The organism is Pseudomonas sp. KBN12P06040 (assembly GCF_037574965.1).
In the GTDB taxonomy this organism is placed as follows: Bacteria; Pseudomonadota; Gammaproteobacteria; order Pseudomonadales; family Pseudomonadaceae; genus Pseudomonas; species Pseudomonas aeruginosa.
Genome location: NZ_JBBELS010000001.1, coordinates 3,699,205 through 3,723,014, shown reverse-complemented (window position 1 = coordinate 3,723,014; position 23,810 = coordinate 3,699,205). Strand labels below are relative to the sequence as shown.

Sequence of the window (23,810 nt, the reverse complement as noted above, 5' to 3'; positions counted from 1 at the left end):
GCATGACCATCAAAGCCATCCTCACCGACATCGAAGGCACCACCAGCGCGGTCAGCTTCGTTTTCGACGTGCTGTTTCCCTATGCCGCCCGGCACCTGCCGGACTTCGTCCGCGAACACGCCGGGGAGCCCGAGGTAGTCGCGCAACTGGCGGCGGTGCGTGCCGAGAGCGGTGAGGCGGACGCCGATGTCGAGCGGGCGATCGCGATCCTCCTGCAATGGATCGCCGAGGACCGCAAGGCGACGCCGCTGAAGGCCCTGCAAGGCATGGTCTGGGCCCAGGGCTACCGCGACGGTCAATTGAAGGGCCACGTCTACCCGGACGCGGTGCAGGCGCTGCGCGAGTGGAAGGCCCGTGGGCTGGACCTGTACGTCTATTCCTCCGGCTCGATCCAGGCGCAGAAGCTGATCTTCGGCTGTTCCGAGGCCGGCGACCTGGGCCCGCTGTTTTCCGGCTACTTCGACACTACCAGCGGGCCGAAGCGGGAAAGCGCCTCCTATGCGCGGATCGCCGGGGCCATCGGCCTGCCGGCCGCGGAAATCCTTTTCCTTTCCGACGTGCTGCAGGAGCTGGATGCCGCGCGCGACGCGGGCATGCGCACGCTCGGCCTGGCCCGCGAAGGCGGCAGCCTGGACGGCCATCCGACGGTGGCCAGCTTCGCCGACATCGTCGTGGAGTGAGCGCGCCGGCTATCCTGAGGGAACACTCTTGCTCGGGAGCATCGCGCCATGGGTTCCACCCTCAGCGGGCTGATCAGCCTGGTCATCCTGGCCCTGGATATCTGGGCCATCGTCAACATCCTGAAAAGCACTGCGGAAACCGGGATGAAGATCATCTGGGTCCTGGTGATCATCGTCCTGCCGGTGCTCGGCCTGATCATCTGGGCCATCGCCGGCCCGCGCGGCAACGTCAGGCTGTAGCCTCCCGCCGCGGCGCTAGCCGCCTGCGGCGTAGTGGTGCCACAGGTGGATGGCGGCGTAGGCGCGCCAAGGCCGCCAGGCCTCGGCGCGGGCCTTGAGGCTGCGCGCATCGATGCCTTGCGGCCCCCAGACCGTGGATTTCAGCAGGCCGAGGTCGGCGGCGGGGAAGGCGTCGGCTTCGCCCATGGCACGCAGGGCTATGTATTCGGCGGTCCAGGGGCCGATGCCGGGCAACGCGCAGAGGCGCTCCACCAGCGCCTCGGGGCCGTCCGCCAGGTCCAGGCTCAGCTCTCCCGAGGCGATCGCCGCGGCGAAGCGTTGCAGCGTCTGTACCCGCTTGCCGGGCATGCCGATGCCGTCGAGGTTGGCTTGCGCCAGCGCGGCGGGTGTCGGGAACAGGTGGCTGATGCCGTCGTAGCCGAGATTTTCCAGCGGCTCGCCGAGGCGCTGGATCAGGCGCCCGGTGATGGTCACCGCGGCCTTCACCGTGACCTGCTGGCCGACGATGGCGCGCACCGCCTGTTCGAAGGGGTCGAAGGCCACCGGCAGGCGCAGCCCCGGATTGGCGGCCACCAGCGGGCCGAGCAGGGGATCCCCGGCGAAATGCCGGGCGATGGCGGCCGGGTCGCTGTCCAGGTCGAACATCCGGCGGACCCGTGCCTCGAGTTCGGCGGCCAGGGCATGGGCGGACGGGCTGAGGCTCAGCGCCAGGACCTGGCGTTCCGCCAGCGGTCGCACCTCGAACCAGGCCGGGCGGCCGTTGGCCCGGAAGCTGCGGGCATAGTGGTCGTCGCCCAGGCTTTCGACACCGGCGAGCAGGCGCAGGGCGAAATGCTGGTGGAACTGGCGCCATTCCCAGGGTGACTGGTAGGGCAGGTGCAGGACGAGGGGAGAGGTAGGCTGGCTCATGGGCAGACGATACCTGTCCGGCGCAGCCGGCGCCATCCGCCGGGGGGTTCGACCTGTCATTGCCGCCAGCGTAGAATGCGCGCCTTTCTTCGCGGCGCGGGCAAGTCCCGCTGCCAGATTGCAGCCTTACCAGGGAGATCCCGGCCCATGAGCGATTATCAGGAAACTCTGTACCAGGGCTACGGCCAGCGCTTCAGCATCGACAACATGCTGCATGAGGTGCGCACCGAGCACCAGCACCTGGTGATTTTCGAAAACGCCCGGATGGGCCGGGTGATGGCGCTCGACGGAGTGATCCAGACCACCGAGGCCGACGAGTTCATCTACCACGAGATGCTCACCCACGTGCCGATCCTCGCCCACGGCGCGGCCCGGCGCGTCCTGATCATCGGCGGCGGCGACGGCGGCATGCTGCGCGAGGTGGCCAAGCACAAGAGCGTCGAGCGGATCACCATGGTCGAGATCGACGGCACCGTGGTCGACATGTGCAAGGAGTTCCTGCCCAACCACTCCCAGGGCGCCTTCGACGACCCGCGGCTGAACCTGGTGATCGACGACGGCATGCGCTTCGTGGCTACCACGGAAGAACGCTTCGACGTGATCATCTCCGACTCCACCGACCCGATCGGCCCTGGCGAGGTGCTGTTCTCCGAGAACTTCTACCAGGCCTGCCGGCGCTGCCTGAACGAGGGCGGCATCCTGGTCACCCAGAACGGCACGCCGTTCATGCAACTGGAGGAAGTGCGCACCACCGCCGCACGTACCGACGGGTTGTTCGCCGACTGGCATTTCTACCAGGCGGCGGTGCCGACCTATATCGGCGGCGCCATGACCTTCGCCTGGGGCTCGACCCGCGAAGGCCTGCGTCGCCTTCCGCTGGAAACGCTGCGCCAGCGCTTCCGTGACAGCGGCATCGCCACCCGCTACTACAACGCCGATATCCACCTGGGCGCGTTTGCTCTGCCGCAGTACGTGCTGCAGGCCATCGGCAAGCAGGACAACGACTGACGCTTCACCGGGAAGGGCCGCAAGGCCCTTTTTCATGCGTCGCTCCGACATCCCCTGTTACTGCCAGCTAACATTTTTTTCACAATCGATCCGGGAAAATCTGCGCGCTTTTTTCCGTTGCCATGGCTATAAATGGCAGTTTTGTCCTTGAGTGCATCGAATGCTGACCAAACGATTGCGCCAGAGCGGCGTAGTAGTCTCCTGCCTGCTCGGTAGCGTCCTCTTCATCGCCCTGGCCTTCCTCGGCTGGCAACGTTTCGCCCCGGCGGCCACCGTATCCGGCTGGACCTACCGGGTAGTGCTCGAGGACATTCCCCACGTCAGCGCCCTGGCCCGCGACCCGGACGGCCTGCTTTACGTGAGCCAGGAGTTGCAGGACGGCAAGGGCCTGGTGTTCCGCATCGCCGCCGATGGCAGCCGCGATACGGTGCTCGACGGGCTGTCCAAGCCCGACGGCATGGCCAGCTTCCGCGACGGCATCGCGATCAGCCAGGAGCAGGGCGCCTCGCCGGTGTTCTGGTGGCATGCCCAGCAGGCCCGGCCGCTGTTCGACGGCATCCAGGTGGAGGGCGTCGCCAGCGACGGCCGCTACCTGTACGCCGCCGAGGATCGCGACCTGGACGGGCGGATTCTCCGCTACGACCCGGAGACCGGCGGACTGACGGTACTGCGCGAGGGATTGCAGCGCTCCGAAGGGGTGGCCGCCTGCCCGGACGGAAGCGTCTTCTACACGGAAAAGAAACGTGGCCACGTCATGCGTCTGCATGAGGGGGCCGAGGACGAGGTGGTGCTGAACGGACTGAATGCACCGAGCTTTTTGCTGTGCGACAGCGAAGGCCTGTGGATCACCGAGGACTCGACGCATAACGCGCGAGCCTTGCTGCTGCCGCCCGACGGGCCGCTGCAGGTGATCGTACGGCGCCTGCGTTCCGCACAGTCCCTACTGCCCATCGGGCCCGGCCGCTACCTGCTGGCCGAGCAGGGGCGGGACCGCATTCTCGAAATCGAACGACAGAAGAGCGAATTGTAAACATGGACCAAACGGAAGTCCGAACCACCCAATCGCCCCCACGGCTGTTCCAGCCCACCATCCGCAGTCACCTGGCGTTCACCGCGCTCAGCGCGCTGGTGCTGCTGGTCATGTTCAGCCTGCTGCGCCTGGCCTTGCTGATCTACAACCGCGAACTGATCGGCGCGACCCCGGCGAGCACCTTCCTCGAGGCGTTCGGCAACGGCGTGCGTTTCGACCTGCGGGTCGTCGTCTATGCCGTGGCGCCGCTGGTGCTGTCGCTGTTCGCGGTACGCGCGATGGCCGCTCGCGGCCTGTTCCGTACATGGTTGACGCTGTTCGCCAGCATCACCCTGTTCCTCGGCGTACTCGAACTGGACTTCTACCGCGAGTTCCACCAGCGCCTGAACAGCCTGGTCTTCCAGTACATGTCGGAAGACCCGAAGACCGTCATGAGCATGCTCTGGTACGGCTTCCCGGTGGTCCGCTACTTGCTGGCCTGGGCCTTCGCCACCTGGGTGCTGTACCGGGTGTTCAAGGCCATCGACCTGGCGACCCGCCCGAGCCAGCGCAAGCCCCGCGAAGACAGCGTGATCGCCCGGCCGGGCGCTGCCGCGCCCTGGTACGTGCGCGGCGTGGTGCTGTTCCTCTGCGTGCTGGTCTGCGTCCTCGCCGCCCGCGGCACCCTGCGCCAGGGCCCGCCGCTGCGCTGGGGCGATGCCTTCACCACCGAATCCATGTTCGCCAACCAACTGGGCCTGAACGGCACCCTGACCCTGGTCAAGGCGGCCAAGGAGCGCTTCTCCGAAGACCGCGCGAACATCTGGAAGGCCACCCTGGACGACAAGGTCGCCCTGGAGACCACCCGGCAGATGTTGCTGACCCCCAACGACAAGCTGGTGGACGCCGACGAGGCCGCGGTGCGCCGCGAGTTCACCCCGCCGGCGGCGAACACCCTGCCGATCCGCAACGTGGTGGTGGTCCTGCTGGAAAGCTTCGCCGGCCACTATGTCGGCGCCCTGGGCGCGCCGGGCAACATCACGCCGTATTTCGACAAGCTGTCGAAGGAAGGCCTGCTGTTCACCCAGTTCTTCTCCAACGGCACCCATACCCACCAGGGCATGTTCGCCACCATGGCCTGCTTCCCCAACCTGCCGGGCTTCGAATACCTGATGCAAACCCCGGAGGGCGGCCACAAGTTCTCCGGCCTGCCGCAGTTGCTCAGCGCCCGCCAGTACGAGGACGTCTACGTCTACAACGGCGATTTCGCCTGGGACAACCAGTCCGGCTTCTTCAGCAACCAGGGCATGACCACCTTCATCGGCCGCAACGACTATGTCGACCCGGTGTTCTCCGATCCGACCTGGGGCGTCTCCGACCAGGACATGTTCGCCCGTGGCAACGAGGAGCTGGACAAGCTGGCGAGCACCGGCAAGCCGTTCTATGCGCTGTTGCAGAGCCTCTCCAACCACGTGCCCTACGCGTTGCCGAAGGACCTGCCGGTGGAGCGCGTGACCGGCTACGGTTCGCTCGACGAGCACCTGACCGCCATGCGCTATTCCGACTGGGCGCTGGGCCAGTTCTTCGAGAAGGCGAAGAAGTCGCCGTACTACAAGGACACCCTTTTCGTGGTGGTCGGCGACCATGGCTTCGGCAGCCCCGAGCAGCTCACCGAGATGGACCTGCACCGCTTCAACGTGCCGCTGCTGCTGATCGCCCCCGGCATCCAGGAGAAGTTCGGTACCCACCTGCCGACCGTCGGTACCCAGGTCGACATCGTGCCGACCATCATGGGCCTGCTCGGCGGCGAGACCGTCCACCAGTGCTGGGGCCGCGACCTGCTGAACCTGCCGGAAGGCGACAAGGGCTTCGGCGTGATCAAGCCGTCGGGCAGCGAGCAGAACGTCGCCATCGTCTCCGGCAACCGCATCCTGGTGCGGCCGAAGGACGGTGACGTGCGCGTCTACGATTACCAGCTGGGCGGCGATGCCAAGGCGGTGATCACCAAGGACGTGCCGGACCAGGCCGAGCTACAGAAGAAGCTGGAGTCGTTCATCCAGACCGCGACCAAGAGCCTGCTGGAGAATACCGCGGGCGTGGTACACGGGATCCCGGACAAGGACTGACCCGTAGCAAGCATGAGAAAGGGGCCTTCGGGCCCCTTTTTTTCGGCGCCAGGTCGCAGCGTCTTGCGTTGCCGGTGCCGAGGCGGCCGCCCTGCCCGATAGCGTTCAGGGTGTATCCGTCTGCTGGCTTTCCAGCCAGCGCAGGACTTCGGCGGTGGCCTGGATCAGGTCCGCCGGTATGTACTGGTCGACATTGCCGTCGCGCAGCAGCGCCCGTGCCAGCGGAACTCGTTGCAGCACCGGGATTCCTTCTTCCTCGGCGATGCGCCGGACCCGCAGGGCCAGGGCGTCGGTGTGCTTCAGGGTGATCAGCGGCAGGGGTGTTTCGCCGCGTCGATAGCGTATGCCGATGGCGACGTGGGTCGGGTTGGCGACGATCACCGAGGAACGCCGGACATCCGCGCGCAGGTTGCTCGATTGCAGTTCCTGATGGAATTGCCGGCGCTTGCTCTTGATCTCCGGGCTGCCCTCCATCTCCTTGTACTCGCGCTTCACTTCGTCCTTGCTCATGCGCAACTGCTTGTAGTGCTGGTGGCGTTCGAAGGCGTAGTCGGCGACGGCAATCGCCAGGAAGCCGACCGCGCAGACCAGCATCAGTTGCCTGAGCATCAGCCCGCTCACCGGTGCCACGCAGTCCAGCCCGCAGGCGGGAATCCGCAGGAGGCTGGCCAGGTTGCCCTGCAAGGTCAGCCAGACCAGCAGGGAGAGCAGGGCGACCTTCAGGGTCGACTTGAGGAACTCCACCAGGCTCCGGATCGAGAAGATCTTCTTCGCGCCCTCCACCGGGTTGATCTTCTTCAGGTCCGGCTTGACGCTGTCGAGGCTGAGCAGGAAGCCGTACTGGCCGACATGGCTGAGCACCACCACCAGCGCCGCGACCAGCAGGACCGGCGCCAGCAGGTAGAGGAGTTCCTGGAGAAGGTTCTCCAGGATGGTCTCCAGCGCCTGGCGAAACGGCAGGTCGATGTACTCGGCGGGCAGCAGGAGCAGCTTGCCGAGATGCTCCAGGTAGTAGTCGGAAAAGCCCATCAGCAGCGCCACCAGCGACAGGATCAACGCGCTGGAGACAATTTCCTTGCTCTTCACCACCTGGCCCTGCCGGCGGGCGTCGCGCAGCTTCTTCGCCGTGGGCTGCTCGGTCTTCTCGGCGCTCATGGCGTCTCCAGCACGGGACGCAGCAGGCGCGGCGGGTCGACGGCGAGCAGCAGGGCATCGTAGGCGTGCTCCATGAGGATGCCCAGGTAGAGCACCAGCAGCAGGCTGGCGACCAGGCTCTTGATCGGCATGGCGAGGATGAACACGTTCAGCGACGGGGCGAAGCGGCTGACCAGCGCCAGGCCGAACTCGGCGAGGAACATGGCGATCAGCAGCGGCGCGGCGAACAGCGCGCAGAGCATCAGCATCTGCGAGAACTGCGCGTAGAAGAATGCCACCCATTGGCTGCCGAACTGCGGGAAGAAACTGCTCACCGGCCAACTGGCATAGCTCCTGAACAGCGAGCCGACCAGCGCGAGGAAGGCGCCGCCGGAGAAGAACAGGGTGATCAGCGTCTGCGTCAGCAGCAGCCCGGTGGGGCTGGTCTGGCTGCCCAGGCTGGGGTTGAGGGTCGAGGCGAGTGCCGCGCCACGCTGGTTGTCGATGATGAAGCCGGTCGCTTCCATGGCCCAGAAGGGAATGGTGGCGACGAAGCCGATGAGCAGGCCGAGCAGCACTTCCTTGCCGATCAGCAGGGCGATGTCCAGCGCGCCGAGGGCCGGCGGCAGGCTGCCGGCGACGATCGGGTAGGCGAACAGCGCCAGCGAGCAGGCCACGCCGTTGCGCACCAGGCCGCCGCCCAGGGTCTGCTTGGCCAGCACCGGCAGGACCACGAAGCAACTGATGATCCGCGGCAGCAGCAGGCTGTAGGTCAGCAGCAGTTGCTGCAGGTCCTGGACGCTCATCGCACCAGCGGCACCTTCAGCAGGGTCATTTCGGCGAAACGGTACAGCTCGCCGCCCAGCCAGCCGCTGGTGGCGAACAGTACCACCACCACGGCCACCAGCTTGGCGACGAAGCCGAGGGTCTGCTCCTGGATCTGGGTGAGCGCCTGGACCAGCGATACCAGGGTGCCGATCAGGGCCGCGACCAGTACCGGCGGCAGCGACAGGACCAGCACCAGCCACAGGGTCTGGTTGGTGAAGTGGAGGATGTCAGCACTGTTCATGGCCAGCCTCCGTAGCTGATGACCAGGCCGTGGGTCAGCCGCGCCCAGCCGTCGAGGAGGACGAACAGGAGCAGCTTGAACGGCAGGGAAATGGTCATCGGCGACACCATCATCATGCCCATCGCCAGGAGGATGTTGGAGATGATCAGGTCGATGGCGATGAAGGGCAGGTAGATCAGGAAGCCGATCTCGAACGCACGGGTCAGTTCGCTGACGGTGAAGGCCGGCAGCAGGATCAGCAGGCTGTCCGGGTCGAGCCGCTCGGCGTATTCGCTGGGCCAGACCTGGCGGGTGCTTTCCATGAAGAAGGTGTGTTCGCGCTCCTGGATCTGCCGCTTGAGGAAGTTCCGGTAGGGCGCCATGCCCTCGTCGAGAAAGCGTTCCACCGATGCCGAGTCGCTCAGGCTGACGTCGTGGTTGCGCAGGTAGTCGCGGGTGGCGAAGCCGACCGGTGCCATCACGTACAGGCTGAGGATGATCGCCAGCCCGTACATCGCCATGTTCGGCGGAATCTGCTGGACGCCCAGAGCGTTGCGCAGCAGCGAGAAGACCACGGTCATCTTGATGAAGGAGGTCGCCATCACCGCGATGAACGGGACCAGCGCGAGCAGGGCCAGGCCGAGGATCAGGCCGAGCTCGTCGGGCAACTGGATCATGCTTCGTCGTGTCCGAACAGGCGGGTTACGCGCACCCCGAGCCGGTCCTGGAGCCTGACCAGTTCGCCGATACCGAGGCAGCGCTGGTTGGCGAGGATGCGCACTTCGCCGTCCAGGGCACAGTCGAGATCGAGCAGCGAGCCTGGCTGCAGGGTGGAGAGGGTATGCAGGTCCAGGGTGCGGCGGCCGACCTCGAAGCTGACCGGGATCGGCAGTTGGTCGAGTTCGTGCAGGTCCTCGCTGTCGGCGAGGGAGGGGGTGTCGTGCATGTCGAGCAGTTCCAGTTGCGTGGAGTGGAGTTGGCAGCGCGCCCAGGGGCGTCCTTCGAGAACCCCCAGCAGCGCTGCGTCGGGGCGATGGCCGGCAGGCAGCAGCAACAGGTCGCCGGGCTCCAGGGTGCGCAGCTCGCCGGCGTCCAGCGGCAGGCCGGGCCATTGCAGCGACAGGCGCAGCGGTATGGCCAGGCGTTGCGCCGAGGGGCGCGGCGGCAGGCGTGCCAGCAGCGTCGCCGGATCGCCGTCGAGCCAGAGCGCCAGGCGCTGGTCGTCGCGTTCCAGGCTCAGGCGCAGGCCCATCGCAGCGCGTGGTTGCGCCGGGCTCAGGCCGTACCAGACCAGGCCGGGAAAGACGTTGCCTTCGCGCTCCAGCAAGGCCAGTTGCAGGGCCGCCGGCAGGCTGGCGAAGGCTGCCTCCTGCAGGTTCGGCGCGAGCCAGCGGGCCAGCGCCGGGGCCTGGCAGAGAAAGCGCAGGGGCAGGCCGTCCCACGCCAGGCTCAGTTCGAGATCGACGTCGGGGGCGGCCTGGGCGATGTCCAGGCGCGCTTGCAAAGCGTTGCCGACATAGTGGCGACGGCAACGTGCGAGACGTCGCTGGAGATCCAGTTCGGCGCGGCTGGCGAGCGGCAGGTCGAGGTCCGCACCGTTCATTCGGCTTGCCACTCTTCATGCAGGTAGCGACGTTGCCGCGAGCGCTGGCCGCTGTCCTGCTGCTGATTGAAGGTGAGTTGCACCGGTTGTTCCGGATGCAGCCGTTGCAGGCGTTCGAGCAACTCGCCACGGGCTTGCTGGAGCAACGCCAGGCTGCCGGGGCTGGCACTGATCTCGACCTGCAACTGGCCATGGCCATGCAGGACCTGCACCTCCACGGCGCCGAGCTGGGGCAGTCGCACCTGCAGGCGCGCCGCATGGCTTTCGGCTGCGCTGGCGACCTGGATGCGCCCCTGCACGGCATCGAGCAGGCGCGCGAGATCGGCCAGCGGCAGTGGCCGGCTCCCGCTCGATGCCAGCAGGCGTGCCAGCAGGCGGTCGCCGGGGGTTTGCATGGCAGGCAGTGGCACAGGCGCTTGGTCGTCGGGGGGCAGTGCGGATGGATCGGTTTCTCCGGGTTTCCGACGCTCCTCTCCGCGGCCTTCGCCGCCCCCTGTCGGCGCGGGCGGCGAAGCCTGGGCACTGGCCTGCGCCGTGGGCGCGACCTCGGCTGCGGCTTTCGCCGGGAAGCCGGGGCCGGGCTGCGGCCGCTCATGCGTCCGACCTGCGATTTGCGGGTGGGAGGACACCGGCACCAGCGGCGGTTCGTCGACCGGAGGCGCCGAAACGCTGGCCGGCTCCCGGGCTTGCGTGGACGCCGCGACGCGCGCGGAGACCGCCGGCGCTTGCCGTGCTACCGATCCGGACGGCGACACTGTTGGCGTTGGCGTTGGCGTTGGCGTTGGCGTTGGCGTTGGCGTTGGCGTTGGCGTTGGCGTTGGCGTTGGCGTTGCGTCCGCGGCAACTGGCACGGGGGCTTGCCGAGTGGTCGGCGGCCGGTCGGCGGCAGGCGCCGCGGGCTGGTCGGCGAGAGGCGTCGAGGTCGGCGCGTCGGCTGTCGCGGCGGGCTCTTCGGCCTCTGTCGTTTCGTCGCCCTTGTCGAACGGTGGCCTGGGCGCCGGCGGTCGGTGCGCGGGCAGGGCCTGTTCGAAGGCGATCTGCTGCGCGCGCAGCGGCGGAAGGGGGGCAGGGGTGTCGGACGACACGAGCGGAGCCGTATCCACGGCGTTCAGCTTGAGCATGGCCAGGTCTCGTGGCGGGTGAATTCTTCCAGTTCGCCTTCCTCGCTGCGTTCGCGCAGCCCCTGGCGCTCGGCGTCGACGTGGCGCTCCAGTTCGGCGAACTTCTCCAGTTGCCGCTGGCGTTCCAGCAGTTCTCGCCGGCACTGCCGCAGGCGCTCGCGCTCCCCTTCGAGGCGCTGCGCGGTCTCGGCGCAGTCCTGTTCCAGGCCGGCTTCCTTTTCCCGCAGCAGCCCTACCTGCTGCTGCCAGGCTTCCAGGCGCCGGCGGTCGAGCATGGCCGCCTGGCAGGCGAGAAACAGCCGTTGCTCTTCGGCCAGTCGCCAGTCGCGGTAGTCCCGTTGTGCCGCCTGGCGCTCGGTGTGTTCCTGCGCCGCGGCGCGAACCCGTAGCAATTGGCGGCCCTGGGCGCGCTCGGCCCGGTCCAGGCGCAGGCGTCGGACGCGCAACAGCAGCGCCAGGCTCATGCGCAGAGGCTCCGCAACTGCGCGCAGGCCTGTGCGTAATCGCTGGTTTCGTGGGTACCCTGGCGCAGCCACTGGCGGATCGCCCCGATCTTCTCGATGGCCCGGTCGGCTTCACTGTCCTGGCCTTTCTGGTATTCGCCGATCTTCAGCAGCAACTCGACTTCCTCGTACTTCGCCAGCCATTCGCGCAAGCGTCCGGCCGCATGGCGCTGATCGTCGTCGACGATCTGGTTCATGACCCGGCTCACCGAGTGCAGCACGTCGATGGCCGGATAGTGGTTGGCGGCGGCCAGCTTGCGCGACAGCACGATGTGCCCGTCGAGAATCGAGCGGGTCTCGTCGGCCACCGGCTCGCTCATGTCGTCGCCTTCCACCAGCACGGTGTAGAGCGCGGTGATCGAGCCCCGCTCGGATTGCCCGGCACGCTCCATCAAGCGTGGCAGCGCGGCGAACACCGATGGCGGATAGCCGCGGCGGGTGGGCGGTTCACCGGCCGCCAGGCCGATTTCGCGCTGGGCCCTGGCGAAGCGGGTCAGCGAGTCCATCAGCAGCAGGACGCGGCGTCCCTGGTCGCGGAAATACTCGGCGATGCTGGTGGCGACGAAACCGGCCTTGGCGCGCTCCATCGCCGGTCGGTCGGAAGTGGCGACCACCAGCACCGAGCGGCGCAGCCCCTGTTCGCCGAGGTCGCTTTCGATGAACTCGCGGACTTCGCGACCGCGCTCGCCGACCAGGGCGAGTACCGTCACATCCACCTCGGCATTGCGCACCAGGCTGGCCAGCAGGGTGCTCTTGCCGCCGCCGGCGGCAGCGAAGATGCCCATGCGCTGGCCTTCGCCGCAGGTCAGCAGGCCGTCGATGGCGCGCACACCCAGCGATAGCGGCCGCTCTATCAGGCGCCGGCTCATCGGCGGCGGGGCATCCCGGTAGACCGGATACCAGGCCGCCGGCTCGGCCGGCGGGCTGCCGTCGAAGGGGCGGCCGAGGCCGTCGAGCACCTGCCCGAGCAGGTGCTCGCCGACCGCCACGCGATGCATGCCGCCGGTAGGGCTGACTTCGGTGTTGGAGGAAACCCCGAGCATCTCGCCGAGCGGGGTGAGCAGCGCCTGGTGCTGCTGGAAGCCGATGACCTCGGCGAGCAGCGCCAGGCTCTGGTCGGGATTGCGCAACTGGCAGAGTTCGCCGATGCGCACGCCGGGCACCACGGCCTTGAGCAGGGTTCCGGTGACCTGGGTGACCCGCCCGCGGATCTGGATCGGCCGGCAGCCTTCGATGGCGTGGCGCATCCGGACGATGAGAGGAGAGAGAGGCGCGGGCATGGCGGATCGGTTCGGCTGGAGTCGGCGCGCACTATAGAGAAAGCCTCGCGCGACGAATTTCAGTGCCAGCCGGGAGTTTTTAGAAATCGGTTGCCGCCGCGGCTAAAAAAAACCGGCCGATATTGGCATCGGCGGCACCGGGCCGGTTCCTATACTGCGCCGCCTTTGCAGACCAGGAACCACAGCCACGATGGACATCCTCCAGAGTTCCTCCGCCGCGCCCCTCGCGCCGCGGGAAGCGGCCAACGCCCCCGCGCAGCAGGCTGGCGGCAGCTTTCAGGGCGAGCGCGTCCACTACGTTTCCGTTTCGCAGTCGCTGGCCGATGCCGCGGAAGAGCTGACCTTCGCCTTTTCCGAGCGCGCCGAGAAATCCCTGGCCAAGCGCCGCCTGAGCGACGCCCATGCGCGCCTGAGCGAAGTCCAGGCCATGCTGCAGGAGTACTGGAAGCGCATTCCGGACCTGGAAAGCCAGCAGAAGCTCGAGGCGCTGATCGCCCACCTGGGCAGCGGCCAACTGAGCAGCCTGGCGCAGCTCAGTGCTTACCTGGAGGGCTTCTCCAGCGAGATCAGCCAGCGCTTCCTGGCGCTGTCGCGGGCGCGCGACGTCCTGGCCGGGCGGCCGGAGGCGCGGGCGATGCTGGCGCTGGTCGACCAGGCGTTGCTGCGGATGGCCGACGAGCAGGGCCTGGAGATCGAACTCGGCCTGCGCATCGAGCCGCTGGCCGCCGAGGCTTCCGCCGCCGGTGTCGGCGATATCCAGGCGCTGCGCGATACCTACCGTGACGCGGTACTCGACTACCGGGGCCTGTCGGCGGCCTGGCAGGACATCCAGGCGCGCTTCGCCGCGACGCCGCTGGAGCGGGTCGTGGCCTTCCTGCAGAAAGCCCTGAGCGCCGACCTGGACAGTCAGTCGAGCCGGCTCGATCCGGTGAAGCTGGAGCGGGTCATGAGCGACATGCACAAGCTGCGCGTGCTCGGCGGCCTGGCGGAGCAGGTGGGGGCGCTCTGGCAGGTGCTGGTGACAGGGGAGCGGGGCCATGGCATACGGGCCTTCTGAATTGACCGGCGCAGTCATCGCCTTGCTCGAGAAGCGCTGGGTCGGCGTCGCCGAGGTGCAGGCGTTGCTCGAGCCGTTGCCGCTGGCCGACGTCGCCCGGCAGATCCATTTCTTCCGCGAACTGAAGCGTCTCTACCGCCTGTTGCCGGTCGAAGTGTTCGGCGACGACGAGCAGCGCCAGAATCTTTTGAATGCCTGCCAGATGGCACTCGACCTGGCGATCGAGCGCGAAGAGGAGCAGCAGCATGGACTGGGTTGAGCTGGCCGTCGCGCAGTTCTGCCAGGACCTGCGGGTGAGCGTACCGGCGCCGCTGGCGCGCGTGGTGCAACTGGATTTCGAGGACAGCGGCACCTTGCAGCTGGAACGCCATGGCGAACAGTTGTCGCTCTGGCTGGCCTGTGACCTGGCCTGGCACCAGGCCTATCGCGGAACGCTGCGGGCGTTGCGCCTGTGCCATGCGCGCGCGGCCGGGAGCCTGCCGCTGCGTTGCGCCTGGAGCGGCGAATCGCGCCTGCTGCTGTGCATCACCCTGGAAGCCCGGCAGGTCGGCATCCCGACGCTGCACCAGGCCTTGCAGGCGCTGCGCTCGGCGCGCAGCGAAGTGCTCGCCGCATGAGCCGGGTCGGTGCCTGGCACATCGGCATCGAACGGCTCGACCTGGCGCATGCCGAGCCGTTCGCGCCGCCCCTGCCGGAGCGCCATCTGCTGGCGCCCGACGGCCGGCCGGTGGAGACCCACGTCGCCAGCCTGTATCCCGCGCAGCAGGCGCAACAGCGCCTGTTCGACTACGCCCGGCCCCAGCTGGAGTTCCACGGCCTGCTGCGCCCCGGCGACTTCCGCCAGGCGCTGCGCGATCTCCGCCTGGCCCTCACGCTGCCCCGCCAGCCAGCCCTGCAGGCTGCGGCCTGCCTGCTCGGCGAGCGCGACGAAGACGAGCGACTGCTGCAAATGGCCCTGAACCTGTTGCACAAGGTATGAATCGATGACGTTGAAACCGACGCAACAGCGCCTGTTGCTGATGCTGGGCTGGCTGCACCTGCAATGCGGCCAGCCGCGACGCGCCCAGGTGTTGCTGGAGGCCTTGCTGAGCGTTGCGCCGGAGCGCCGCGACGGGCGCCGCGCCTTGCTCCTGGCGTTGCTCCAGCAAGGCCTCGGCGAGCCCGCCGTGCGCCTGTGCCGGCAGTTGCAGGAGGATGGCGAGGAGGAGCCCGGTCTGTGGCGTTGCCTGAGCCGTGCCGAACAGCTCGCCGGGCGTCTCGACGCGGCGCGTGCCGCGCACGCCCGGGCGCTGGAGCTGGAGGCGCGGGAATGAACGACCTGAGCGGGCTTCTCGGCCGGGTCGGCGAGCGCAAGGACATCCTGCTGGTGGTGTTGCTGCTGGCGGTGGTGTTCATGATGGTGCTGCCGTTGCCACCGCTGCTGCTGGACATCCTCATCGCCGTCAACATCACCATCTCCGTGGTCCTGTTGATGATGTCGGTGTACATCGGCTCGCCGTTGCAGTTCTCGGTGTTCCCGGCAGTGCTGCTGATCACCACGCTGTTCCGCCTGGCGCTGTCGGTGAGCACCACGCGGATGATCCTGCTGCAGGCCGACGCGGGGCAGATCGTCAACACCTTCGGCAGCTTCGTGGTCGGCGGCAACCTGGTGGTGGGCATCATCATCTTCCTGATCATCACCATCGTGCAGTTCCTGGTGATCACCAAGGGTGCCGAGCGGGTCGCCGAGGTCAGCGCGCGCTTTTCCCTGGATGCCATGCCGGGCAAGCAGATGAGCATCGACGGCGACATGCGTGCTGGCGTGATCGATGTCAACGAGGCGCGGGCGCGGCGCGCGGTGATCGAAAAGGAAAGCCAGATGTTCGGCTCCATGGACGGCGCGATGAAATTCGTCAAGGGCGACGCCATCGCCGGGCTGATCATCATCGTCGTCAACATCCTCGGCGGCATCGCCATCGGCGTCACGCAGAAGGGCCTGAGCACCGCCGACGCGCTGCAACTGTACGCGGTGCTGACCGTCGGCGATGGCATGGTCTCGCAGGTGCCGGCGTTGCTGATCGCCATCACCGCCGGGATCATCGTCACCCGGGTGTCTTCCGACGAGTCGGCGGACCTCGGCAGCGACATCGGCGAACAGGTGGTGGCGCAGCCCAAGGCGCTGCTGATCGGCGGCCTGTTGCTGGTACTGTTCGGCCTGATTCCCGGTTTCCCGACCCTGACCTTCCTGGCTCTCGCGCTGCTGGTCGGCGGCGGCGGCTACTTCATGCTCTGGCGCCAGCGGGCCCAGGCCAGCGCCGGTTCCCGCGACCTGCCGGCGTTGCTCGCGCAGGGCGCCGGAGCGCCATCGGCCAAGGCGCGTGGCAAGGCTGGCGGCGGCAAGCCGAAGGCCGGGCGTCTCGCCGAGCAGGAAGAATTCGCCCTCACCGTGCCGTTGCTGATCGACGTCGATGCCAGCCTCCAGGAACGTCTCGAGGCGATGTCGCTGAACGAGGAGCTGGTGCGGGTACGACGCGCGCTGTACCTGGATTTCGGCGTGCCGTTCCCGGGTATCCACTTGCGCTTCAACGAAGCGATGGGCGATGGCGAATACCTGGTGCAGCTACAGGAGGTCCCGGTCGCGCGCGGATGCCTGCGGCCGGGCTGGTTGCTGGTGCGCGAACGCGCCGCGCAGCTGGAACTGCTCGCGGTCCCCCACGAGCCGGCGGAGCTGCAGGTGCCGGGAGAGGAAGCGAGCTGGGTGGAGCAGGCGCACCAGGATCGCCTGGAGCGTTCCGGCTGTGCCTGCCTGGGCCTGGAGCAGGTGCTCACCTGGCACCTGTCCCATGTGCTGCGGGAGTACGCCGAGGATTTCATCGGCATCCAGGAGACGCGCTACCTGCTGGAGCAGATGGAGCAGGGTTACGGCGAGCTGGTGAAGGAGGCGCAGCGGATCGTTCCCCTGCAGCGGATGACCGAGATTCTCCAGCGCCTGGTCGGCGAGGACATCTCGATCCGCAACATGCGGGCGATCCTCGAGGCGATGGTGGAGTGGGGGCAGAAGGAGAAGGACGTGGTGCAGCTCACCGAGTACATCCGCAGCAGCCTCAAGCGCTACATCTGCTACAAGTACTCCAGCGGCAACAATATCCTTCCCGCCTACCTGCTGGACCAGGCGGTGGAGGAGCAGATCCGCGGTGGCATCCGCCAGACCAGCGCCGGCAGCTACCTGGCCCTCGACCCGGCGATAACCCAGGCCTTCCTCGAGCGCGTGCGGCAGACCGTCGGCGATCTCGCGCAGATGCAGAACCGGCCGGTGCTGATCGTTTCCATGGATATCCGCCGCTACGTGCGCAAGCTGGTGGAGAGCGACTATGCCGGGCTGCCGGTGCTGTCCTACCAGGAGCTGACCCAGCAGATCAACATCCAGCCGCTTGGCAGGATCGTGTTGTGAGCGCCGATCCGCTGATTCCCTGGTTTCTCGCCCGCGGCCTGGCGGTGCGTCCGCATTGCCTGCGCGACACCTCGATCGCGCTCGGTTGGCAGGTCCTGGCCCATGGCTGCGAACTGGCCTGGCGCTGCGACGGCGAGCGGGTCTGGATCGTGATGTTGCGTCGGCGGCAGGCGCGCAGCGGATTGGCCAATCCATTCGCCGCGCTGTACCTGCTGGCGGAGGCCACGCTCGATACGCTGGGGCCGCGCCAGCGTCTCTACGGCAAGGTCCTGGTGCTGGCCGGCAGCCCGCTGCCTGGCGAGCGCATGGCGCGCTTCTATCGCCGCTGGACCGGCGCCGCCGAGCCCGCCGACGGCTGGTTCGAGCTGGAGGCCGGGCGGGTGGTGACGCAGCGAAGCCTGCGAAAACGACAAAAACCCGACCGTGCCTGACAGGCTCCGGCGACGTCGATCCCTACCATGGGCGACATGAACGAATACACCGAAGACACCCTGCGGGCGACCGTCCAGGCCGCCGAACTGGCGATTCGCGACAGCGAGGAACGCGGCCGCCTGCTGGCGGAAATGTGGCAAGGCCTGGGGCTTGCCGCGGACGCCGGCGAGCTGCTGTTCCTGGCGCCGGAGCGAGAGCTGGCGCGAGCCGCCGAAGAGGAGCTGCTGGCCGAACTGCGGCGCATGCGCAGTTCCCAGCCGACGCAGGGCGAGCAGGGTACCCGGCCGCGGCGTCCGACGCCGATGCGTGGCTTGTTGATCTGAGGAATCACGATGGAAGTCAGAAACTTTAATGCCGCTCGCGAGCTGTTCCTGGACGAACTCCTGGCCGCGCCGGCGGCGCCTGCCAGTGCCGAGCAGGAGGAACTGCTGGCCTTGTTGCGCAGCGAGCGGATCGTGCTGGCCCACGCCGGCCAGCCGCTGAGCGAGGCGCAAGTGCTCAAGGCGCTCGCCTGGTTGCTCGCGGCCAATCCGTCCGCGCCTCCGGGGCAGGGCCTCGAGGTACTCCGCGAAGTCCTGCAGGCACGTCGGCAGCCCGGTGCGCAGTGGGATTTGCGCGAGTTCCTGGTGTCGGCCTATTTCAGCCTGCACGGCCGTCTCGACGAGGATGTCATCGGTGTCTACAAGGATGTCCTGCAGACCCAGGACGGCAAGCGCAAGGCGCTGCTCGACGAGCTCAAGGCGCTGACCGCGGAGTTGAAGGTCTACAGCGTGATCCAGTCGCAGATCAACGCCGCGCTGTCGGCCAAGCAGGGCATCAGGATCGACGCTGGCGGTATCGATCTGGTCGACCCCACGCTCTATGGCTATGCCGTCGGCGATCCCAGGTGGAAGGACAGCCCCGAGTATGCGTTGCTGAGCAATCTGGATACCTTCAGCGGCAAGCTGTCGATCAAGGATTTTCTCAGCGGCTCGCCGAAGCAGAGCGGGGAACTCAAGGGCCTCAAGGATGAGTACCCCTTCGAGAAGGACAACAACCCGGTCGGCAATTTCGCCACCACGGTGAGCGACCGCTCGCGTCCGCTGAACGACAAGGTCAACGAGAAGACCACCCTGCTCAACGACACCAGCTCCCGCTACAACTCGGCGGTCGAGGCGCTCAACCGCTTCATCCAGAAATACGACAGCGTCCTGCGCGACATTCTCAGCGCGATCTAGAGGTATCCATGAACCAGCAAGCGACCCCTTCCGACACCGACCAGCAACAGGCGCTGGAGGCCTTCCTGCGCGACGGCGGCACCCTGGCGATGCTTCGCGGACTCAGCGAGGACACCCTGGAGCAGCTCTATGTGCTGGGCTTCAACCAGTACCAGGCGGGCAAGTGGGACGACGCGCAGAAGATCTTCCAGGCACTGTGCATGCTCGACCACTACGACGCCCGCTACTTTCTCGGCCTGGGCGCCTGCCGCCAGTCCCTCGGTCTCTATGAACAGGCCCTGCAGAGCTACAGCTACGGCGCGCTGATGGACATCAACGAGCCGCGCTTTCCCTTCCATGCCGCCGAGTGCCACCTGCAACTGGGTGATCTCGACGGAGCCGAGAGTGGCTTCTACTCGGCCCGGGCCCTGGCCGCGGCACAGCCGGCGCACGAGGCCCTGGCCGCGCGTGCCGGCGCCATGTTGGAAGCCGTAACCGCGAGAAAGGATCGAACATATGAATCCGATAACGCTTGAACGCGCCGGACTGCCCTACGGGGTGGCCGACGCCGGGGATATCCCGGCGCTCGGCAGGCCGGTCGCGAGGGATGTCGAGAGTCTGCGGGTGGAGCGCCTGGCGGCGCCGGCCGCGGCTTCCGCGAGCGGCACGGGGGTGGCGCTGACGCCGCCGTCCGCAGCCAGCCAGCAGCGCCTGGAGGTCGCCAATCGTGCGGAGATCGCCAGCCTGGTGCAAGCAGTGGGCGAGGATGCCGGACTGGCGCGGCAGGTTGTGCTGGCCGGCGCTTCGACGCTGTTGTCCGCCGGCCTGATGTCGCCGCAGGCGTTCGAGATCGAGCTGGCGAAAATCACCGGCGAAGTCGAGAACCAGCAGAAGAAACTCAAGCTGACCGAAATCGAGCAGGCGCGAAAGCAGAACCTGCAGAAGATGGAGGACAACCAGCAGAAGATCAGGGAATCGGAAGAAGCCGCGAAAGAAGCCCAGAAGTCCGGTCTGGCAGCCAAAATCTTTGGTTGGATCAGTGCAATAGCTTCGATCATCGTCGGCGCAATCATGGTGGCAACCGGCGTCGGCGCGGCCGCGGGTGCACTGATGATCGCGGGCGGTGTCATGGGAGTGGTCTCCCAGTCGGTACAGCAGGCAGCCGCGGACGGATTGATCAGCAAGGAAGTGATGGAAAAGCTCGGCCCGGCACTGATGGGTATCGAGATCGCCGTCGCGCTGCTGGCGGCGGTGGTCAGCTTCGGCGGCTCAGCGGTCGGCGGGCTGGCCAAGCTGGGCGCGAAGATCGGCGGCAAGGCGGCCGAGATGACCGCCAGCCTGGCGAGCAAGGTCGCCGACCTGGGCGGCAAGTTCGGCAGTTTGGCCGGCCAATCGCTGTCGCACTCGCTGAAACTCGGCGTGCAGGTTTCCGACCTGACCCTGGACGTCGCCAACGGCGCGGCCCAGGCCACTCATTCGGGATTCCAGGCGAAGGCCGCGAACCGCCAGGCCGACGTGCAGGAATCGCGTGCCGACCTGACCACCCTGCAGGGCGTGATCGAGCGCCTGAAGGAAGAGCTGAGCCGCATGCTGGAAGCATTCCAGGAAATCATGGAGCGGATCTTCGCCATGCTCCAGGCCAAGGGTGAAACCCTGCACAACCTGTCCAGCCGACCGGCAGCGATCTGAGGAGGCGTCACATGATCGATACGCAATATTCCCTGGCGGCTACCCAGGCCGCGATCCCCTCCGAGCCGATCGCTCCCGGCGCCGCCGGGCGTTCCGTCGGCACGCCGCAAGCGGCTGCGGAGCTGCCGCAGGTGCCGGCCGCGCGGGCCGACCGGGTCGAACTGAACGCTCCGCGCCAGGTGCTCGACCCGGTGCGTATGGAAGCGGCCGGCAGCGAGCTGGACAGCAGCGTGGAGCTTCTGCTGATTCTCTTCCGCATCGCGCAGAAGGCGCGCGAGCTGGGTGTACTCCAGCGCGACAACGAGAACCAGGCGATCATCCACGCGCAGAAGGCGCAGGTGGACGAGATGCGCAGCGGCGCCACGCTGATGATCGCCATGGCGGTGATCGCCGGCGTCGGCGCGTTGGCCTCGGCAGTGGTCGGCAGTCTCGGCGCGTTGAAGAACGGCAAGGCCATCAGCCAGGAGAAGACCCTGCAGAAGAACATCGATGGGCGCAACGAACTGATCGACGCGAAGATGCAGGCGCTGGGCAAGACCTCCGACGAGGATCGCAAGATCGTCGGCAAGGTCTGGGCGGCGGACCAGGCGCAGGACAGTGTGGCGTTGCGCGCGGCGGGCCGTGCCTTCGAGAGCCGCAACGGCGCCCTGCAGGTGGCCAACACGGTGATCCAGTCCTTCGTCCAGATGGCCAACGCCTCGGTCCAGGTGCGCCAGGGCGAGTCGCAGGCGAGCGCCCGGGAAGAGGAGGTCAACGCCACCATCGGGCAGAGCCAGAAGCAGAAGGTCGAGGACCAGATGAGCTTCGATGCCGGCTTCATGAAGGACGTCCTGCAGCTCATCCAGCAGTACACCCAGAGCCATAACCAGGCCTGGCGTGCGGCGGCCGGAGTGGTCTGAGCCGTCTCCGCGCGGGAGGAAAAAGGCCACAGCGATGTGGCTTTTTTCTTAAAAGAAAAGTCTCTCAGTGACAAAAGCGATGCATAGCCCGGTGCTAGCATGCGCTGAGCTTTAGGAGGCGCCCCCATGGATTTAACGAGCAAGGTCAACCGACTGCTTGCCGAGTTCGCAGGCCGTATCGGTTTGCCTTCCCTGTCCCTCGACGAAGAGGGCATGGCGAGCCTGCTGTTCGACGAACAGGTGGGCGTCACCCTGTTGCTGCTCGCCGAGCGCGAGCGTCTGTTGCTGGAGGCCGATGTGGCGGGCATCGATGTGCTGGGCGAGGGGATCTTTCGCCAGCTCGCCAGCTTCAACCGCCATTGGCACCGTTTCGATCTGCATTTCGGCTTCGACGAGCTGACCGGCAAGGTCCAGTTGTATGCGCAGATTCTCGCAGCGCAACTGACCCTCGAATGCTTCGAGGCGACCCTGGCCAACCTGCTCGACCACGCCGAGTTCTGGCAGCGCCTGCTGCCGTGCGACAGCGATCGCGAGGCGGTCGCTGCGGTCGGCATGAGGGTTTGAGTGGCTCCATGAAAATCGAATCGATTTCGCCGGTGCAGCCGTCCCAAGACGCAGGAGCCGAGACGGTGGGGCATTTCGAGGGGCGTTCGGTGACCCGCGCGGCCGTTCGCGGCGACGACCGTTCCAGCGTGGCCGGGCTGGCGCGCTGGCTGGCGCGCAACGTGGCTGGCGATCCGCGCAGCGAGCAGGCCTTGCAGCGCCTCGCCGACGGCGACGGCACGCCGCTGGAGGCGCGCACGGTCCGGCGCAGGTGAGGTGCTGGATGCTGTTGCCGCTGGCGTTGCTGCTCGGCGGTTGCGTCAGCCAGCCCGCGCCGATGTCGCCGAAGGTGACGGTGGGCGGTTCGGTGGGCGGCGTTTCCCTGCAGGCGCGCCAGGCGCAACTCAGGCTGCGCCTGTATGTCGTCGTTCAGGGAAGAATGCAAACGATTGCCGAGCGGCGCTACCGGGTGTCCGGGTTGCCGTTGCGCTATGCGTTCGATCTGGAGGTCGACAGGTTGGAGGGCGAGGCGTTGTACCTGCGCACCGAGCTTTCCTGGGTGGGCGTCGCGGCGCTCCAGGCGAGCGCCTGGCAGCGGGTGGCGGCGGGCGTCGATGAGTGGGTCCGGCTGGTTCGGCGCGACTGTTTTCCGAATTGTACGGCCGCTCGCCCGGAAGAAAGATCTGGCAACGATTGATACATTGCCTGCTGTTTCGGAAAGTGCGTATGGAGATTAAAGAAGTGCAAGTCTCGTTCGTTGTCAGGGAAGGCCTCGAATAATAAAACTGGTACTTTTGTTCCGCTTCTAAAGAAGGCTGGATTAATTGGCGGAAGCCGACTCGCTCTGCGAATCAGCGCACGTCGGATAATCCTGATTATTATAAAATCGACTCCGTGCTCATGGCTTTGAAAATCAATAAAACGGAGCGTATTCATGCCTCTCCGCTAGGCGGGGCATTCAAGGTACGACGGGAAGTGTTGGGGTTCTTATAATATGCAAGGAGCCAAATCTCTTGGCCGAAAGCAGATAACGTCTTGTCATTGGAACATTCCAACTTTCGAATACAGGGTAAACAAGGAAGAGGGCGTATATGTTCTGCTCGAGGGCGAACTGACCGTCCAGGACATCGATTCCACTTTTTGCCTGGCGCCTGGCGAGTTGCTTTTCGTCCGCCGCGGAAGCTATGTCGTAAGTACCAAGGGAAAGGACAGCCGAATACTCTGGATTCCATTATCTGCCCAGTTTCTACAAGGCTTCGTCCAGCGCTTCGGCGCGCTGTTGAGTGAAGTCGAGCGTTGCGACGAGCCCGTGCCGGGCATCATCGCGTTCGCTGCCACGCCTCTGCTGGCCGGTTGCGTCAAGGGGTTGAAGGAATTGCTTGTGCATGAGCATCCGCCGATGCTCGCCTGCCTGAAGATCGAGGAGTTGCTGATGCTCTTCGCGTTCAGTCCGCAGGGGCCGCTGCTGATGTCGGTCCTGCGGCAACTGAGCAACCGGCATGTCGAGCGTCTGCAGCTATTCATGGAGAAGCACTACCTCAACGAGTGGAAGCTGTCCGACTTCTCCCGCGAGTTCGGCATGGGGCTGACCACCTTCAAGGAGCTGTTCGGCAGTGTCTACGGGGTTTCGCCGCGCGCCTGGATCAGCGAGCGGAGAATCCTCTATGCCCATCAGTTGCTGCTCAACAGCGACATGAGCATCGTCGACATCGCCATGGAGGCGGGCTTTTCCAGCCAGTCCTATTTCACCCAGAGCTATCGCCGTCGTTTCGGCTGCACACCGAGCCGCTCGCGGCAGGGGAAGGACGAATGCCGGGCTAAAAATAACTGACGTTTTTTGAAAGCCCGGTAGCGGCTGCATGAGTAGAATCGGCCCAAATTGCAGGCTCTGACGAGCGCGCAA

At 66.6% G+C, this 23,810-nt stretch carries 30 protein-coding genes; 21 read left to right on the top strand and 9 right to left on the bottom strand.

Annotation, left to right across the window (positions count from 1 at the left end; translation table 11 throughout):
• The first annotated feature begins 2 nt into the window (after window positions 1-2).
• Window positions 3-680 carry an acireductone synthase gene (gene mtnC / locus VQ067_RS17485; protein ID WP_033991532.1) on the top strand — a complete coding sequence of 226 codons (678 nt, stop codon included), beginning with the start codon at window positions 3-5 and terminating at the stop codon, window positions 678-680.
• A gap of 48 nt (window positions 681-728) precedes the next feature.
• Window positions 729-920, top strand: a complete 192-nt coding sequence (locus tag VQ067_RS17480) for a PLDc N-terminal domain-containing protein (protein WP_003087658.1) — start codon at window positions 729-731, stop codon at window positions 918-920.
• 15 nt (window positions 921-935) lie between these two features.
• On the opposite strand, the gene VQ067_RS17475 is transcribed toward VQ067_RS17480, so the two are convergent.
• Window positions 936-1,829: a DNA-3-methyladenine glycosylase family protein gene (locus tag VQ067_RS17475; RefSeq protein ID WP_003087659.1), complete on the bottom strand. Its 894-nt coding sequence runs from the start codon at window positions 1,827-1,829 to the stop codon at window positions 936-938.
• Window positions 1,830-1,976: 147 nt separating this feature from the next.
• Here VQ067_RS17475 and speE point away from each other — a divergent pair, with 147 nt between their 5' ends.
• The 3 genes from speE to VQ067_RS17460 all read left to right on the top strand — a co-directional run bounded on the left by speE (window position 1,977) and on the right by VQ067_RS17460 (window position 5,972).
• Window positions 1,977-2,837: a polyamine aminopropyltransferase gene (gene speE / locus VQ067_RS17470; protein WP_003103196.1), complete on the top strand. Its 861-nt coding sequence runs from the start codon at window positions 1,977-1,979 to the stop codon at window positions 2,835-2,837.
• 160 nt (window positions 2,838-2,997) lie between these two features.
• Window positions 2,998-3,867, top strand: a complete 870-nt coding sequence (locus VQ067_RS17465) for a YncE family protein (RefSeq protein WP_003087664.1) — start codon at window positions 2,998-3,000, stop codon at window positions 3,865-3,867.
• Between the two features lie 2 nt (window positions 3,868-3,869).
• On the top strand, window positions 3,870-5,972 hold the full coding sequence (locus tag VQ067_RS17460) for an LTA synthase family protein (RefSeq protein WP_003087666.1): 2,103 nt from the start codon (window positions 3,870-3,872) through the stop codon (window positions 5,970-5,972).
• Between the two features lie 105 nt (window positions 5,973-6,077).
• Here the strand turns inward: VQ067_RS17460 and pscU are convergent, their stop codons facing one another.
• Genes pscU through pscN form a run of 8 tightly spaced genes read right to left on the bottom strand, consistent with a single transcriptional unit; the run spans window position 6,078 to window position 12,661 of the window.
• Entirely contained in the window at window positions 6,078-7,127 is a 1,050-nt protein-coding gene (pscU, locus tag VQ067_RS17455; protein WP_003087668.1) for a SctU family type III secretion system export apparatus subunit PscU, read from the bottom strand.
• Window positions 7,124-7,912 (bottom strand): SctT family type III secretion system export apparatus subunit PscT, encoded by a 789-nt coding sequence (gene pscT / locus VQ067_RS17450; protein ID WP_021264586.1) that lies wholly within the window; start codon window positions 7,910-7,912, stop codon window positions 7,124-7,126. Before pscT ends, pscU begins: the two co-directional genes overlap by 4 nt.
• The gene (gene pscS, locus VQ067_RS17445) at window positions 7,909-8,175 is read right to left on the bottom strand and encodes a SctS family type III secretion system export apparatus subunit PscS (protein ID WP_021264587.1); all 267 of its coding nucleotides are present in this window, start codon (window positions 8,173-8,175) and stop codon (window positions 7,909-7,911) included. Before pscS ends, pscT begins: the two co-directional genes overlap by 4 nt.
• A complete protein-coding gene (gene pscR / locus VQ067_RS17440; protein WP_003111622.1) occupies window positions 8,172-8,831 on the bottom strand; it encodes a SctR family type III secretion system export apparatus subunit PscR in 660 nt (219 codons plus the stop codon). Before pscR ends, pscS begins: the two co-directional genes overlap by 4 nt.
• Window positions 8,828-9,757 (bottom strand): SctQ family type III secretion system cytoplasmic ring protein PscQ, encoded by a 930-nt coding sequence (gene pscQ, locus VQ067_RS17435; RefSeq protein ID WP_003132883.1) that lies wholly within the window; start codon window positions 9,755-9,757, stop codon window positions 8,828-8,830. Before pscQ ends, pscR begins: the two co-directional genes overlap by 4 nt.
• Complete coding sequence (pscP, locus tag VQ067_RS17430) at window positions 9,754-10,878, bottom strand: type III secretion system needle length determinant PscP (protein ID WP_094226338.1); 1,125 nt, start codon at window positions 10,876-10,878, stop codon at window positions 9,754-9,756. The genes pscQ and pscP overlap by 4 nt, the downstream gene beginning before the upstream one ends.
• Window positions 10,866-11,342 carry a type III secretion system central stalk protein PscO gene (gene pscO / locus VQ067_RS17425; RefSeq protein ID WP_003109497.1) on the bottom strand — a complete coding sequence of 159 codons (477 nt, stop codon included), beginning with the start codon at window positions 11,340-11,342 and terminating at the stop codon, window positions 10,866-10,868. The genes pscP and pscO overlap by 13 nt, the downstream gene beginning before the upstream one ends.
• Window positions 11,339-12,661, bottom strand: a complete 1,323-nt coding sequence (gene pscN / locus VQ067_RS17420; RefSeq protein WP_004349099.1) for a SctN family type III secretion system ATPase PscN — start codon at window positions 12,659-12,661, stop codon at window positions 11,339-11,341. Before pscN ends, pscO begins: the two co-directional genes overlap by 4 nt.
• Before the next feature lie 190 nt (window positions 12,662-12,851).
• On the opposite strand from pscN, the gene popN reads away from it, so the two are divergent.
• The 16 genes from popN to exsA all read left to right on the top strand — a co-directional run bounded on the left by popN (window position 12,852) and on the right by exsA (window position 23,738).
• The gene (popN, locus tag VQ067_RS17415; RefSeq protein ID WP_003087692.1) at window positions 12,852-13,718 is read left to right on the top strand and encodes a SctW family type III secretion system gatekeeper subunit PopN; all 867 of its coding nucleotides are present in this window, start codon (window positions 12,852-12,854) and stop codon (window positions 13,716-13,718) included.
• A complete protein-coding gene (pcr1, locus tag VQ067_RS17410; protein WP_003087693.1) occupies window positions 13,699-13,977 on the top strand; it encodes an Acr1 family type III secretion system gatekeeper subunit Pcr1 in 279 nt (92 codons plus the stop codon). The genes popN and pcr1 overlap by 20 nt, the downstream gene beginning before the upstream one ends.
• Window positions 13,964-14,335: a type III secretion chaperone SycN gene (sycN, locus tag VQ067_RS17405; RefSeq protein WP_003087694.1), complete on the top strand. Its 372-nt coding sequence runs from the start codon at window positions 13,964-13,966 to the stop codon at window positions 14,333-14,335. The genes pcr1 and sycN overlap by 14 nt, the downstream gene beginning before the upstream one ends.
• Window positions 14,332-14,697, top strand: a complete 366-nt coding sequence (gene pscX / locus VQ067_RS17400; protein ID WP_003100794.1) for a type III secretion system protein PscX — start codon at window positions 14,332-14,334, stop codon at window positions 14,695-14,697. The genes sycN and pscX overlap by 4 nt, the downstream gene beginning before the upstream one ends.
• Window positions 14,698-14,701: 4 nt before the next feature.
• Window positions 14,702-15,031: a type III secretion system chaperone PscY gene (gene pscY, locus VQ067_RS17395; protein WP_003113547.1), complete on the top strand. Its 330-nt coding sequence runs from the start codon at window positions 14,702-14,704 to the stop codon at window positions 15,029-15,031.
• Entirely contained in the window at window positions 15,028-17,148 is a 2,121-nt protein-coding gene (gene pcrD / locus VQ067_RS17390) for a SctV family type III secretion system export apparatus subunit PcrD (protein WP_003100792.1), read from the top strand. Before pscY ends, pcrD begins: the two co-directional genes overlap by 4 nt.
• The gene (gene pcrR, locus VQ067_RS17385; protein WP_033991535.1) at window positions 17,145-17,579 is read left to right on the top strand and encodes an LcrR family type III secretion system chaperone PcrR; all 435 of its coding nucleotides are present in this window, start codon (window positions 17,145-17,147) and stop codon (window positions 17,577-17,579) included. Before pcrD ends, pcrR begins: the two co-directional genes overlap by 4 nt.
• Before the next feature lie 27 nt (window positions 17,580-17,606).
• Window positions 17,607-17,903: an LcrG family type III secretion system chaperone PcrG gene (gene pcrG / locus VQ067_RS17380; protein WP_003109501.1), complete on the top strand. Its 297-nt coding sequence runs from the start codon at window positions 17,607-17,609 to the stop codon at window positions 17,901-17,903.
• 9 nt (window positions 17,904-17,912) lie between these two features.
• Window positions 17,913-18,797 (top strand): type III secretion system needle tip protein PcrV, encoded by an 885-nt coding sequence (gene pcrV, locus VQ067_RS17375; RefSeq protein WP_003109502.1) that lies wholly within the window; start codon window positions 17,913-17,915, stop codon window positions 18,795-18,797.
• Between the two features lie 8 nt (window positions 18,798-18,805).
• Window positions 18,806-19,312: a SycD/LcrH family type III secretion system chaperone PcrH gene (gene pcrH, locus VQ067_RS17370; protein WP_033991537.1), complete on the top strand. Its 507-nt coding sequence runs from the start codon at window positions 18,806-18,808 to the stop codon at window positions 19,310-19,312.
• Window positions 19,293-20,465, top strand: coding sequence for a type III secretion system translocon subunit PopB (gene popB, locus VQ067_RS17365; RefSeq protein WP_003087710.1), 1,173 nt, complete (start codon window positions 19,293-19,295; stop codon window positions 20,463-20,465). Before pcrH ends, popB begins: the two co-directional genes overlap by 20 nt.
• A gap of 11 nt (window positions 20,466-20,476) precedes the next feature.
• A complete protein-coding gene (popD, locus tag VQ067_RS17360) occupies window positions 20,477-21,364 on the top strand; it encodes a type III secretion system translocon subunit PopD (RefSeq protein ID WP_003109504.1) in 888 nt (295 codons plus the stop codon).
• 126 nt (window positions 21,365-21,490) lie between these two features.
• Window positions 21,491-21,928 (top strand): type III secretion system regulatory chaperone ExsC, encoded by a 438-nt coding sequence (exsC, locus tag VQ067_RS17355; protein WP_003100769.1) that lies wholly within the window; start codon window positions 21,491-21,493, stop codon window positions 21,926-21,928.
• A gap of 8 nt (window positions 21,929-21,936) precedes the next feature.
• Complete coding sequence (gene exsE, locus VQ067_RS17350) at window positions 21,937-22,182, top strand: T3SS regulon translocated regulator ExsE (protein ID WP_003117722.1); 246 nt, start codon at window positions 21,937-21,939, stop codon at window positions 22,180-22,182.
• Between the two features lie 8 nt (window positions 22,183-22,190).
• The gene (exsB, locus tag VQ067_RS17345) at window positions 22,191-22,604 is read left to right on the top strand and encodes a YscW family type III secretion system pilotin ExsB (RefSeq protein ID WP_033991539.1); all 414 of its coding nucleotides are present in this window, start codon (window positions 22,191-22,193) and stop codon (window positions 22,602-22,604) included.
• 297 nt (window positions 22,605-22,901) lie between these two features.
• Window positions 22,902-23,738 carry a T3SS regulon transcriptional activator ExsA gene (gene exsA, locus VQ067_RS17340; protein ID WP_003120334.1) on the top strand — a complete coding sequence of 279 codons (837 nt, stop codon included), beginning with the start codon at window positions 22,902-22,904 and terminating at the stop codon, window positions 23,736-23,738.
• The last annotated feature ends 72 nt before the right edge of the window (window positions 23,739-23,810 follow it).